Origin of the sequence: Qipengyuania vulgaris (assembly GCF_009827325.1) — a bacterium.
In the GTDB taxonomy this organism is placed as follows: Bacteria; Pseudomonadota; Alphaproteobacteria; order Sphingomonadales; family Sphingomonadaceae; genus Qipengyuania; species Qipengyuania vulgaris.
Genome location: NZ_WTYC01000003.1, coordinates 227,638 through 240,513, shown reverse-complemented (window position 1 = coordinate 240,513; position 12,876 = coordinate 227,638). Strand labels below are relative to the sequence as shown.

General features: G+C 63.2%; 16 protein-coding genes. 8 read left to right on the top strand and 8 right to left on the bottom strand.

Annotated features, from left to right (window positions below; translation table 11 throughout):
- Positions 1–5: 5 nt before the first annotated feature.
- The 3 genes from GRI69_RS08050 to dksA form a co-directional block, all read right to left on the bottom strand.
- Positions 6–1,469 (bottom strand): ABC transporter substrate-binding protein, encoded by a 1,464-nt coding sequence (locus tag GRI69_RS08050; protein WP_160727747.1) that lies wholly within the window; start codon positions 1,467–1,469, stop codon positions 6–8.
- 43 nt (positions 1,470–1,512) lie between these two features.
- The gene (locus GRI69_RS08045; RefSeq protein ID WP_160727746.1) at positions 1,513–1,878 is read right to left on the bottom strand and encodes a PilZ domain-containing protein; all 366 of its coding nucleotides are present in this window, start codon (positions 1,876–1,878) and stop codon (positions 1,513–1,515) included.
- Between the two features lie 122 nt (positions 1,879–2,000).
- Positions 2,001–2,459 (bottom strand): RNA polymerase-binding protein DksA, encoded by a 459-nt coding sequence (gene dksA / locus GRI69_RS08040; RefSeq protein ID WP_160727745.1) that lies wholly within the window; start codon positions 2,457–2,459, stop codon positions 2,001–2,003.
- 289 nt (positions 2,460–2,748) lie between these two features.
- Here dksA and GRI69_RS08035 point away from each other — a divergent pair, with 289 nt between their 5' ends.
- Entirely contained in the window at positions 2,749–3,078 is a 330-nt protein-coding gene (locus GRI69_RS08035) for a sel1 repeat family protein (protein ID WP_160727744.1), read from the top strand.
- 1 nt (position 3,079) lies between these two features.
- Here GRI69_RS08035 and GRI69_RS08030 read toward each other — a convergent pair whose 3' ends face one another.
- From GRI69_RS08030 to GRI69_RS08010, 5 genes are read right to left on the bottom strand one after another with little or no spacing between them, the layout of a single operon-like run.
- Entirely contained in the window at positions 3,080–4,216 is a 1,137-nt protein-coding gene (locus GRI69_RS08030) for a GNAT family N-acetyltransferase (protein ID WP_160727743.1), read from the bottom strand.
- Positions 4,213–4,980, bottom strand: coding sequence for a glycerophosphodiester phosphodiesterase family protein (locus GRI69_RS08025; protein WP_160727742.1), 768 nt, complete (start codon positions 4,978–4,980; stop codon positions 4,213–4,215). Before GRI69_RS08025 ends, GRI69_RS08030 begins: the two co-directional genes overlap by 4 nt.
- Positions 4,958–5,416 carry a RidA family protein gene (locus tag GRI69_RS08020; protein WP_160727741.1) on the bottom strand — a complete coding sequence of 153 codons (459 nt, stop codon included), beginning with the start codon at positions 5,414–5,416 and terminating at the stop codon, positions 4,958–4,960. Before GRI69_RS08020 ends, GRI69_RS08025 begins: the two co-directional genes overlap by 23 nt.
- Positions 5,413–6,042 (bottom strand): HAD family hydrolase, encoded by a 630-nt coding sequence (locus tag GRI69_RS08015; RefSeq protein WP_160727740.1) that lies wholly within the window; start codon positions 6,040–6,042, stop codon positions 5,413–5,415. The genes GRI69_RS08020 and GRI69_RS08015 overlap by 4 nt, the downstream gene beginning before the upstream one ends.
- Complete coding sequence (locus GRI69_RS08010; RefSeq protein WP_337191046.1) at positions 6,039–6,275, bottom strand: DUF3572 family protein; 237 nt, start codon at positions 6,273–6,275, stop codon at positions 6,039–6,041. Before GRI69_RS08010 ends, GRI69_RS08015 begins: the two co-directional genes overlap by 4 nt.
- 108 nt (positions 6,276–6,383) lie before the next feature.
- On the opposite strand from GRI69_RS08010, the gene GRI69_RS08005 reads away from it, so the two are divergent.
- From GRI69_RS08005 to GRI69_RS07975, 7 genes are all read left to right on the top strand, one after another.
- Complete coding sequence (locus GRI69_RS08005) at positions 6,384–6,752, top strand: response regulator (protein WP_160727739.1); 369 nt, start codon at positions 6,384–6,386, stop codon at positions 6,750–6,752.
- A 113-nt stretch (positions 6,753–6,865) separates the two neighbouring features.
- Positions 6,866–7,111 carry an acyl carrier protein gene (locus tag GRI69_RS08000; RefSeq protein ID WP_160727738.1) on the top strand — a complete coding sequence of 82 codons (246 nt, stop codon included), beginning with the start codon at positions 6,866–6,868 and terminating at the stop codon, positions 7,109–7,111.
- Entirely contained in the window at positions 7,108–8,358 is a 1,251-nt protein-coding gene (spt, locus tag GRI69_RS07995) for a serine palmitoyltransferase (protein WP_160727737.1), read from the top strand. Before GRI69_RS08000 ends, spt begins: the two co-directional genes overlap by 4 nt.
- A gap of 77 nt (positions 8,359–8,435) precedes the next feature.
- Complete coding sequence (locus GRI69_RS07990) at positions 8,436–10,079, top strand: coiled-coil domain-containing protein (protein WP_160727736.1); 1,644 nt, start codon at positions 8,436–8,438, stop codon at positions 10,077–10,079.
- 137 nt (positions 10,080–10,216) lie between these two features.
- Positions 10,217–10,828, top strand: a complete 612-nt coding sequence (locus GRI69_RS15755) for a hypothetical protein (RefSeq protein ID WP_202391911.1) — start codon at positions 10,217–10,219, stop codon at positions 10,826–10,828.
- 71 nt (positions 10,829–10,899) lie between these two features.
- Complete coding sequence (locus tag GRI69_RS07980; protein ID WP_160727735.1) at positions 10,900–11,331, top strand: OsmC family protein; 432 nt, start codon at positions 10,900–10,902, stop codon at positions 11,329–11,331.
- Positions 11,332–11,410: 79 nt separating this feature from the next.
- Positions 11,411–12,796: an Ig-like domain-containing protein gene (locus tag GRI69_RS07975; RefSeq protein WP_160727734.1), complete on the top strand. Its 1,386-nt coding sequence runs from the start codon at positions 11,411–11,413 to the stop codon at positions 12,794–12,796.
- Positions 12,797–12,876: the final 80 nt, after the last annotated feature.

Genomic DNA, 12,876 nt, shown 5'->3' with positions numbered 1-12,876 from the left:
AACGGCTAGATGGGAGCGCGGCTCAATGGGAACAAGGGATGGAACGCCCAGGTGTTTTCCGAGAAGCCCTCGACCCCCGCACGCACCTGCGACCAGCGAATCGGTGAGCCCAGCGGGATATACAGATTGGTCGCGGTCAGTGTCTGCTCGGCTTCGGAAAGGTACGAGGCTTCTTCCGCGGGGTCCGCCGCATCGAGCGACAGCTGGACGAGGAAATCCGCATCGGGCGAGCAGACCGGCGCGGAAAACTCGCAATTGAACTGGTTGAGGAACCACCGTGCACCCGGATAGCGCGCGACCGTATCGCGCAGGGTGAGGTCCGCATCTTCTGCGTCTTGAACCCGTTCCAGGGCGACCCCGATCGTCGCGAGATCGCGCGCCAGGGCGGTAAAGAGCCGGTCGGAGCCGGGCCCCTGCGGCAGGAAGATGGATAGCGTGACGTCTCCTCCGCCTCCGCCCTTCCATTGTTGCACGATCGAAGAAGCCCGCGCGCGTCTTTGCTCCAGCGACAGGCCTTGCCAGCGCTCGCCCACCGTCTCGTCGTCACCGGGCATGCCATCGGCCACGATCCGGTTCGAACCCGTCCATCCGGCGAGGTTGAACTGCTGCACCAGCGTGGGCCGGTCGATCGCCAGCGCCAGTGCCTCGCGATTGGTCGCCGAAGCGAGGAATCCTTCGGGGCGCGCAACGTCGATTCCGTAAAGACCTATGGCAGGATCCACGCGCACCGTGCCCCGCGAAAGGGCGCCGGTGATTGCCAGCGGCAAGGTTTCCAGCCGGCCGCCGAGAAGGACGTCCACTTGCCCCTCCGCGAAGGCGCGCGCCGCCTCGGTCGGGGCGAGCGGGCTGATCTGCACGATGCTGACCAGCTCTTCCCAGCCCTCTTCCGGCGACAGTCCGCGCTGTTCGGGAGGCATTGCCTGCAGAACGGCCGTTCCGTCATCGAGGCGTGCGACCATCGGCCCGGCATCGGTGTTGCGCAAGGCAACACCCAGCTCCGGCTGCGCCAGCAGGCTGAGGAAGCCCGGCATCGGGCTGCGCAGCCGGACTTCGATGACCCGCCCCGTCATCGCACGCACTTCGGACACCTTCTCCAGATCCAGGCCCAGACTGGTACCCTCTAGCAATTCGATAGTGCTGCGCAAATCGTCTGCCACGGCCTGCGCAGTCAGGCGCGTCCCGTCAGGCAGGTCGAATTCCCTTATCCTGAAGATGTAGCTTCGCCCGTCGTCGGTTACGATCCAGCGTTCGGCCAGTCCGGGCACAACTTCGCCCTGCGCGTTCAGGCGGACCAGCCCCTGACGCTGGGCCGAGCGCAGCAGCCGGGCACCGGGTGCAAGTTCCGGATCGGAGGAAAACAGTGATGCCGTATTGCCGATATAGGCGACATCGACCACGCCATCGTCCGCGCCGGCGCTACAGGCACCCAGCAGGGCTGACATCAGCAGGACCGGGATAGGGCAGCGCATGAACTCGACCTAGCACCGCCGCAGCCAGGTTCAAGCATGCCGATCAGAGCTTGCGGACGCTCCAGATGTGCGTCGTCGGGGCCACCGCTGGCCGGGCATAGCGCGGCGCTTCCGGCATTTCGCCGACGAGGCTGGTCCGCGCGAGGCTGGCATCGACTTGCTCGTCGAAGGAAATTCCGACGCGGGCGCTCTGGTTCCATGCCACCACGCCGCCAACTTCGCCGATCTTCTTCAGGGTGACGACAACGCGCTGGCCAGGCGAGGCAACCAGCTCACCTTCCACCATCATTCCGCCATCGGAGAGGTTCCGGACCTTTACCCGCTCGCTCCGGAGCGAGCCTTCGAGCCGCACGTCGGCCATGAGGAAAAGGCTGTCGCGCTTCAGATTGCGCGTATCTATTGCAGTCATCTCTTTCGCCTTGATTATCAGCGATCCCGGCTGACCCTTCCCCACTGGAGAACAGGCTAAGTCGAGGATAATAACCAATGGTTGGCGAAAAAGGTTAATCCGCTAACTTTTGGAGAAAGGCTTCAATCGTCGCGCGAAATTTTCTCGCGGCGCTCGTGTGCTTCCTGCGCTTCGACGGTCATGGTCGCCACCGGGCGGGCGATCAGGCGCTTGAGGCCGATGGGATCGCCGGACACTTCGCACCAGCCGTATTCACCCTGATCGATCCGACGCAGCGCAGAATCGATTTTCGAGATGAGCTTGCGCTGGCGGTCGCGGGTCCGCAGTTCGATCCCCCAGTCGGTTTCGGAAGAGGCGCGATCGTTGAGGTCGGGTTCGCGGATGGGGCCATCTTGCAGCGATTGCAGCGTCTGGCCGGCCGCGTCATGGATCGACTTCTTCCAGTCGAGCAACAGCATGCGGAAATAAGCGAGCTGCCTTGGCCCCATGTATTCTTCGTCATCCGAGGGGACATAGTCTGGAGCGACGGAAGCTTTCGCCTCAGCGAGCTTTTCCGAAACATTCGAAGCCGATGTGGCCATTGAGCTTGGTACCCTTCTTCCCAACTCTCTCTCGCGGAGAGCCGCCCTACCCGCTGGTCCGAATTTTTCCGGCACCTGCGACGCTCCGATGGCGCGGCCTATAGGAGCGCCGCAGAATGCCCGCAAGCGGCTTTCAGAAAAGTCCCATAGCCTGTGACAGATTAAGCGCAGCCTACCGAAACGGTCCGGCGCTATTCGATGTTGTTCGGCGTTAACTATTTATTGACCATAACAGGCGAACTTGGGCTTACCGGCGGGGGGCCGGATCTGAAACGGGGGAGTTTCGAACATGCAATTCAAGGCCATCGAAGGCGGTGCAGGCCGCATAGAACAGGGCGACACAGCTCAGGTCACCATCAACGAATACATGCGCGAGTACGAGAGCGGCAGTCTCGACGCGCTCTATGACCTTGGGGTCGCCTTTTCGACCGGCAGCCATGGCTGCACCGCCGACATGATCGAAGCCCACAAATGGTTCAATATCGCAGCGTCGAAGGGGCACGAGGAAGCGTCCTGGTGCCGCGCCGACGTGTCCGATGAGATGACCGCACGCGAAATCGCCGAAGCCCAGCGCCGTGCCCGCGAGTGGTTGGCGCACGGAACGCGCAAGGTTGCCTGAATCAGCTCCCTTTGCGGAAGGGCGTTCGACGCTCGAGATAATTGCGATCGGCGGCCACGCCTTCGCGCTCGCGCTCGAGGAAATCCGCCACCGCCGCACGGAAGCCCGGGTCGGCGATCCAGTGGGCGGAAACGGTTTCGACCGGCTCGTAACCGCGAGCGAGCTTGTGCCCGCCCTGGGCGCCCGCCTCGACCCGCGATAGGCCCCGCTCGATCGCAAGGTCGATGGCCTGGTAATAGCACAGTTCGAAATGCAGGAAGCGGACCTGCTTCGTGCACCCCCAATAGCGGCCGTAGATCGCCTCACCGCCGATGAAGTTGAGCGCCCCGGCAATGGGTTCGCCGTCTTCCATCGCCAGCACCAGCACGATTTTGTCGTCCATCCTCTCGCCCAGCAGGTCGAAGGTCTCGCGGGTCAGGTAGGGCTGGCCCCATTTGCGTGCGCCAGTATCCTGATAGAAATGCCAGAAGGCATCCCAGTGTTCGGGCCGGATGGCCTCTCCTGTGAGGCGAACGATTTCGAGCCCCTCCCGAGCGGCGGCGCGTTCCTTGCGCAAATCCTTGCGCTTGCGCGAGGTGAGCGTGGCGAGGAAATCCTCGAAACTCGCGAAGCCCTGGTTGATCCAGTGGAACTGGATATCGCTTCGCAGCAGCCATCCTGCTTCCTCGAACAGCGGGATCTGATCCGGCTCGATGAAAGTGGCATGCGCGGAAGAAAATTCGTTCTGCAGGCAAAGCTGCTCGGCCGCTGACAGCATCGGCGCGGCCAGCGCCGGATCCGACAGCAACAGGCGCGGTCCCGTGGCAGGGGTGAAGGGCACGGCAATCTGAAGCTTGGGGTAGTAACTTCCCCCGGCTCGCTCATACGCATCGGCCCAGCCGTGATCGAAGACATATTCGCCCTGGCTGTGCCCCTTGGCATAGGCGGGCATGGCGGCAAGCGGGGGGCCGCCGTCGGACGAGATCACCATCGGAACGGGCTGCCAGCCGGTCCCCGGCCCCACGCTGCCCGAATCTTCCAGCGCGGTCAGGAATTCGTGGGAGACGAAAGGGTTGTCACCTGCCAGCGCATTCCACGCCCCGGCATCGATCGAGCCGACCGACCCGGCGATTCGCGCGGCTAGCCCTTCCCCGCTCACGCTAGGCCTTCTCCCTCTGCGATCAGGGCGTCTGCGTGCGCCAGGCCGTTGGCGCGGGTCGCGGGCGTATCCACCGTCCAGGTCAAAACGGGGATGCCGCGCGCACGCAGCGAGGATACCATCGGACTGGGCAAGGCCGCGACATGGTAGGCGACGAATTCGGGCTTCGCGGCCCACAGCGCCATATGCCGCTGCCATGCCTTCTGCGTCATCCCGGCATCGTCCTCGCGGATAACGAGGCCGCGGACCGTCTGCGGGGAATGGTTCGCGAACCAGACGGAAACGCGCGGATCGAAGCTCATCACGGCGTGCGGCCCGGAATAGCTTTCGAGCGCCTTCGCCACTGCGCGGCAGCTGTGCTTCACGTCATAGCGGCGGCGCGACTTGATCTCGATGAGGATCGGTACCTTTCCGCCGACGATGGGTAGAAGGTCGTCGAGCCGCGCCAGCTTGTGCTCGCTGTCGAGGAAGGCGATCTGCGCCAGTTCCTCGGCGCTGTGCGCGGCCAGCGGCCCGGTTACGCCGGTCAGCCGTTCGAGCTCCCAGTCGTGGACCAGCATGGCACAACCATCGCGGCTGCGCTGAATGTCGCATTCGATGCCCAGACCGCGATCGGCTGCCAGCGCAAATCCGGCAAGCGAGTTTTCGGGCACGCCCGGCCCATGCAAGCCACGGTGGGCGTAGGTCCAATTGCGCAGCCACCCGACCCGCTCGGGATCGGGCGGATGAACGATCAGCCGATCAAGCGGGGCGAAGAGCGACAATCGCGTCGACCTCGACCGCAGCGTCGAGCGGGAGCACCGGCACGCCGACCGCGCTGCGGGCGTGGCGGCCCGCCTCGCCGAACACTTCGGCCATTAGGTCGCTGCATCCGTTCACCACCTTGGGCTGGTCGGTAAAGTTCGGGACGCTGCTGACGAAGCCGCCCAGCTTGACGATTTTTTCCACCCGATCGAGCAGGCCGGCAGCCTTCAGCTGCGCCAGGATCATCAATCCGCAGGCGCGCGCCGCCTCCTGCCCGCGTTCCAGCGTCACCTCCTGGCCCAGCTTGCCGGTCACCAGATTGCCATCGACGAAGGGCAATTGTCCCGAAACGTAGGCGGTGCCGCCCGACACGACGAGCGGCTGGTAGCTGGCGACGGGCGCAGCCGCTTCCGGCAGCGTGATCCCCAGTTCTTCCAGTTTGGCTTCGATGCTCATGCGTTTTCCCTTTCCAGTTGCGCTCTCAGCCATGGCAGCGCCTCGTCCCAGCTGTCGATCCGCGCATCGGCATGGCCCGAGGTATGGGCGCAGTCGATGTGCGGAGCGAGCATGGGTTCGCCGCACAGGTGGAGCGTCGTGATGTCCGAAATCGTTTCGCGCGCAGACCGGTGGTGCTGCGCCAGATCGTCGATGAAAATCGCCTTGGAGGGGCGATACTCGTGGAGGATGTTCTGCAGTGCCGGACCCTTGGGGCCCTGGTTGGTGAAGACCCGCGCATCGAGGCCGTGGCCGACAAGCTGCTCGGTCCGCATCGCCTGCCGCTTGTCGACGAGATTGGTGAGGATAACCACATCGGCTTCCTCGGCCAGCGCGTTGATCCCCTCGATCGCGCCCGGAATGGGATCCTGCCGGTGCATTTCAGTGTCGAAGAACAGTCCTAGCTTGCGCCAGATTTCGTCCTGTTCCAGCACCTCGCCGCTATCCTGCCAGCGCAGCGCCTGCGAAAAATCATTACCGCTCATCCGGAATTCGACGCCCTGCGTCTCGGCCAGCCAGTCCCTAAACGGAGACACCATGTAGAGCAGCACCTCGTCGCAATCGGAGATGATCAGGGGGCGGGTCATGCGTTCAATTCCTTCGCTGCAGCGACAAGGGTTTCGGGCTTGGTATTCAGGGCATCGGCAGCTGCAACGAGGTCGGGCTCGTGACCCGCGAGAAAGTCCAGCACCGCAGCCTGGACGCTGCGGTCGTCGATCCCGTGGCGCAGGCGTTCGGGGGTCAGTCCGGTCAGCGAGAGCAGGCGTTCGGCGCGCTTCTCGTCGGTCAGCGCCCAGCCGAGGGCTTCCAGCGCGAACACCTCCGGCGTGCGCTCGTCTCGATCCGCCGATTTATCGTGTCCCGGAATTGTCAGCCCTTTCGCTTGCTCCTAAGCCCGCGGTCCATATTCGCAGGAGTGATTGGCCCCGTGGCAAAGAGAATCCTCGTTGTCGAGGACAACGACCTTAACCGTAAGCTGTTTTGTGACGTGCTGAAGGCGAACGGTTATGAGGTGGTGCCGGTTTCCGACGGAAGCAATGTTCTGGCCACCGCGAAGAAATCCGAACCGCAACTGGTCATCATGGACATCCAGCTGCCCAATGTAAGCGGGGTCGACCTGATCGCCCAGCTGAAAGCCGACAAGTCGCTGGAAAGCATACCCGTTCTGGCCGTCACCGCCTATGCCGGCAAGGGCGATGAAGAACGCATCCGCGATGCCGGGGCAGAGGATTATCTCGCCAAGCCGGTATCGATCGGTCCCTTCATGGCCGCCGTGCGCAAGCTGCTTTCCGACTGAGAGAAACGGCTGCGCGCTTGACAAGCGGCACCGGAAACCGCTTTGCCGCCCCATTCGTTCAGACCCGCAGTACCGCGGGCCGCACCGCTTATTTTGAAGAACTGGACCCACTCATGGACCGTGCAGAGGTAGACGCGAAAATCCGCGAACTTGCCGAACCCTTCAACAAGAAGGGCATCGAGATCAAGGACGAGACGACCTTCCAGAACGATCTCGAATTCGACAGCCTGACGGTGATGGATTTCGTGGCCGAGATCGAAGACGAATTCGACATCATCATCTCGATGAACCAGCAGGCCGAGATCGAGAATTACGGCCAGCTGGTCGATGCGGTCCACAAGCTTCAGGCCAATTCATGAGCGAAGGCATTCTCCAGCCGGACAAGCCCGAAGCGCTCGAAGGCGACGATAGGGACCTGTTCTCCAAGTTCGACGACATCATCGCGCTGCGCGAAGGTCTTCTTTCGCAGGGCCGCGAGGATCCGTTCAACCTGGTTATGGAAAAGGTGCTCTCGCCCACACGCGCGATCTGCAACGGGCGCGAGACCATCCTGCTCGGCACCTACAATTACATGGGGATGACCTTCGACCCGGATGTGATCGAGGCCGGAAAACGGGCCTTGGCCGACTTCGGTTCGGGCACCACCGGCAGCCGCGTCCTCAACGGCACCTACCAGGGCCACAAGGAATGCGAAGAGGCCCTGCGCGAATTCTACGGCATGGACCATGCAATGGTCTTCTCGACCGGCTACCAGGCCAATCTCGGGATCATCTCCACGATTGCCGGCAAGGGCGATTACATCGTCCTCGACATCGACAGCCATGCCAGCATCTGGGACGGCTGCGCCCTGGGCAATGCCGAGGTCGTGCCGTTCAAGCACAATGATGTCGAGGCGATGGAAAAGCGCCTGCGCCGGATCCCCGAAGGTGCGGGCAAGTTGGTTATTCTCGAAGGCGTCTATTCGATGCTGGGCGATATCGCGCCGCTGAAGGAAATGGTCGCGGTGGCCAAGAAATACGGCGCGATGGTGCTGGTCGACGAAGCGCATTCGATGGGCTTCATCGGCGAGAATGGCCGCGGCGTGGTGGAAGATGCAGGCGTGATCGACGATGTCGATTTCATCATCGGCACCTTCTCCAAGAGCGTGGGCACCGTTGGCGGCTTCTGCGTTTCCAACCACCCCAAGTTCGAGATCATGCGTCTCGTCTGCCGGCCCTATGTCTTTACAGCCTCGCTGCCGCCGTCCGTGGTGGCGACCGCGGCGACCAGCATCCGCAAGCTGATGGATGCCGCCGACAAGCGCGCGCATCTGTGGCAAAATTCACGGACCCTGCACAAGGGCCTGCGCGATCTGGGCTTCAAACTCGGGACCGAGGAGGCGCAGAGCGCGATCATCGCGGTGATCATGCCCGATCTCGAAAAGGGCGCGCACATGTGGGAGGCGCTCATCCGAGGCGGGCTCTACGTGAACCTTGCGCGTCCGCCAGCGACGCCTGCCAACATGACGCTGCTGCGCTGCTCGCTCTGCGCCGAGCACAGCGAAGAGGAAGTCGGAAAAATCCTCGACATCTTCGATAAGGCGGGCAGCGAAACCGGGATAATCTGAGACGAATCGGTGAACCCGGGTCGCCCCGAATTCTCCGCCGATAGGCAAGGACGGGGCGGGCCCGCCCGGCAATACGCGTGAAAGCCGTTTTCGGCTGGCTGGGGCGCACGGGCCTGCTTTATCTCGTTCTGTGCCTCGCCTTCGCTTTCTACATCCTCGCCTGGCCGCGCATCGTACCGCAACTCGGCAGCGAAAGCCTGCGGCAGGACACCATGTCCGTCACCCAGATCCGCGAGACGATTGGTCGGGAACGCGAACAGCTGCAATCGGCACTGGTGCAGCGCGAGGCGGCGATCCGGGAAATGGGCGTGGCGGCGATCGACCGGAGGCTGGCACAGGCGCGCAGCCAAAAGGACGAGGTGCAGCGCGAGATCGAGGACAGCAATGGCTTTCTCGATGCAGTACGGCCGTCGCGCATCCTCGCCCTGCAACGTGCGAAGCTGCAGGAAGCCGCGCTCGAAGCCGAGATCGACGCGCTCGAAGCCGCCCGCCAGGAAAAGCTCACCGGTTCACTTGTAAACCGGGCCGAGGCCGAGTTCGGACGCTATCCAAGAATTCCGACTGCCAATGCGGTGCGCGTATCCTTTCGTCTTTGCGCCAATGCCGAGACGGATCTGAAAGAGTTCGAACGGCGCAGCATGCTGGACCAGACCACGCGCGAAATCCTCCTTCGCGAACGAGAACTGCTCGAGGCTAATCGCGACCGCCGCTGCGAGGCGGCAGAAAGCCGCCAGACCCTGCGGAACGCCGGTCTCGCGGCCAGCCAGCAACTGGCACGGGCCCGCCGCGCCTATGAAGGAGCGCGGGAATGGAGGATGGGCGCCTTGCCCGACACCACGAGGGGCATGTCGGAAACGAGCCTGCGCGAGGTGCTGGTTGCTGCGGCCTGGGCGCTGCTGGGCATATTGCTCCTGCCCTATCTGATCCGCACCTTTCTCTACTACCTCGTCGCCCCCTTCGCGCAGCGGCGACGGGCGATCCGGATTGCGGTTCCGGGTACGAACAGCGTCGCGGGGAAAGCGCCGCAGGAACAGTCGCGCGCCTCGATCCCCGTCCGCCTCGAAGCGGGGCAGGAACTGCTGGTCCGGCAGGGTTTCCTCCAGTCCAGTCCGGCGGAAGCAAAGCTGCGCACGCGCGCCCTGCTCGACTGGAAGGCCCCCCTCGCCAGCTTCGCCAGCGGCATGGCCATGCTGACCCGTGTCCGCGGCAGCGACACGACGACGGTCATCTCCGCTGACGACGATCCCTTCGCCGAAGTCACCGCCATCGAATTGCCAGAAGGCGCTGCCATGGTGCTCCAGCCGCGCGCACTGGCGGCAGTAGTCCAGCCGCAGGAGAGGCCGCTGCGGATCACCAGCCACTGGCGGCTCTTCAGCCTCAACGCATGGCTGACGCAGCAATTGCGCTTTCTCGTCTTCCACGGCCCTGCCCGGCTGGTGATAAAAGGCGGGCGCGGCGTGCGGGTGGAGCCGGTCGATAGCGGCCGCCGCTTCGGGCAGGACCAGCTGGCGGGCTTTTCCGCCGACCTGTCCTATTCGGTCGCCCGCAACGAGACCTTCGTGCCCTATCTCCTCGGCCGTGAACCACTGCTGCGCGACCGGGTGGAAGGCGGTGCGGGCGTGCTGGTGCTGGAGGAAGCGCCCTATGCCGGCCGCCGCAAGGGTTTGCGCGGCGGGCTGGAAGGGCTGTTCGATGCCTTCCTGAAAGCTTTCGGCATCTGACGCACCCCGGCAGTAATCGAAACGAAATTCCTGCCGTTAGTCGCCACTTTCATTTCTGAACGGGACGTGACCCCGAGTTCAGAATGCGTTCAATGGAGTTGCCCTAGAAGGTTCCCAATATTTCAGGAGATATCGGGATGACCATTTCATTAGCAAAGGCAGCGGGACTCGCCGCGGCGACCACATTACTAGGCGCATGCAGCGTCGGTTCCTATGGCGGACTGTCGGTCGGCAGCGCCGGCTATTACGACGACGGCTATTATAACGACGGATACTATGGCTGGTACGACGATTACTATTATCCGGGCACCGGCCACTACGTTTACGACCGCAATCGAAAGGCCCACCGCTGGAATGCACGCCAGCAGCGTTACTGGCTCGCACGCAGGGCCGCGCTCCGCGACCAGCGCCGCATCCGCGCCAACTGGAATCGCTGGGAACGCCGCGAGGCACGGCGCGAATATCGCCGCGATGCGAGGCGGGATGCCAGGCGCGATTACCGGCACGATGCACGGCAGGACGCACGACGCGAGGCTAGGCAGGAGGCCCGGCAGAGAGCGCGCCAGCAGGCCCGCCAGCGCGCCAGGCAGCAGGCACGGCAGGAAGCCAGGCAAGAGGCCCGACGCGAGGCCATTCGCGATGCCCGCCGCGAAGCGCGCAGGGACAATCGCCGCGATGCGAGGCGCGACGCCCGCCGGGAGGATCGGCGCGAACGCCGCCGCGAAAGGCGCCGCGACCGGGACGATTGATCGCCGCCCGCACGCTGGGCAAAGGAACATCGCGCCTTTCGGGACGTCTCATTCCCGAAAGGAGCTTTTTTATGAAAACCACGAATTCGGGCAGCGCCACCTATGAGGGCCTCGGCAAGGACGGCAAGGGCCATGTCTCCACCGGATCGGGCGCACTGGCCGCCCAGCCCTATGGCTTCAACACCCGTTTCGAGGACGCGCCCGGAACCAACCCGGAAGAGCTGATCGCCGCGGCGCACGCCAGTTGCTTCACCATGGCGCTGAGCTTCAAGCTGGCCGAAGCCGGCTTCACCGACGGCCGCGTGACTACCAGCGCCGAAGTGACGCTGGAAAAGGAGAATGGCGGCTTCACAGTGACGAAATCCGCGCTGTCGACCAAGGGCAAGGTCGCGGGCATGGACCAAGCCAAGTTCGAGGAGCTGGCAGCGGACGCGAAGGCAAATTGCCCGATCTCGAAACTGCTGAACGCTGAGATCACGCTGGAGACGAAGTTCGAGGGCTGACGCCTTCCGCACGGATCGAATCCGCTTGTAAGATTTCAGGTCGGAATCTATCACGATTCCCTCTACTTGGGGGGTCGTCATGTCATCGCAGTCTTCGTCCGCGCTTGCGGTCATTCTCGCCTGTTCGCTTGCGGCTTGTGGCGGGGGCGGGGGCGGCGGCTCTCCTGCGCCTTCACCAACCAACCGGGCACCCACGCTAACTCCGAGTTCGACCACCGTCACAGTGGCCGAGAATTCCACCGGGACCCTGTTCACCCTTTCGGCGAGCGATCCCGACGGGGATCCGGTCAATCTGTCGCTGACCGGCGCGGACGCTGCCTTCTTCACGCTCGGCGCGGGCGGAGCGGTAACCTTCACTGCGGCGCCGAATTACGATCGCTTCGCAGATGACGACAGCGACAACGACTATGTTGTCGTTGCGCAGGCGAGCGATGGTCGCGGCGGGACCGTGCGCCGCACGCTGACCGTCACGGTGGCTAATCAGCGCGAAGGCTTTCGTGTGACTCGAATCGCCTCGGGCTTCGTCGAGCCGGCCGGCATGTCGCTGCTCTTCGGCCGCACTCTGTTGGTGGCCGAGCGTGCCGGACAGATTCATTCAGTCGATGGTCGCGATGGTACGACCACCGATTACCGCACGGTGGCACTGCCCGCAGGCGGCGCGGTGCTGGACATTGCGAGCGAAACATTGGGGGCGAGCCCGTTTTTTCCGGTAGTTTTGTTCAGCGAGCCAGCAGGAATGTCGCTCCGGTTCAATATCAATGAAGGTTCGACCCAAGACGTTCGCGTAGCTACGGGAGCGCCGGAAGGCGCCGCTGGAAAGATTGCCTACAATTTTCGTGCGGATTTCGACCAGGGAGAAGTGCTGGTCGCAGTCGGCGACCCTACCGGAAACCGGGTGGGCGGTGCCAGCGGATATGGCAACCTGTCATCAGTCTCGCGACCCGAAGCCAGTCAAAGCAGCACCGTAAGGGTGATTGGACGAGGCGTTCGTCAACCGGGTGGCTGGATATCACAGCAAGGTTTCATACCTTTTTTTGCCGATCAAGGCGGAAGCGTGGCACATGAACTCAACAGCATTGAGACAAGCCCGCCAGCCAGTTTCGGCTGGCCGTTCCTCGAGGGAACGACACGGCTGATGGCGGGTGGCCCCTCCGCTACAGTCTCACCGAGCTTTATCTACGAATTTGGTAACGGCGCACTTCAGGGACTGGGCATTGTGGCCGGGGTGATTTCCTTGGGCAACGGCGTTCCGGGCCTTGATGGCGACTTTGTCTTTGGGGATCTCAATGGCACGATTTGGACACTTGATCGCAATTTCGGCGTTAGTTCGTTCGAAAATCGCTCCGCCGATTTCATCCCCGACGTGGGCGAGATCGGCGAGGTGGTTAAGATCATTATCGACGATGCTGACGCAATCTATATCCTCGATGCCGATGGTGAATTGTTTCGAGTGGATGCGGCATAGCCGGCGACTGAATCAACCTCTACCTTCGCAATAGCTGGACCGCCCACCGAGATTGGCTAAGGTTTTTGGACAAACCGGGT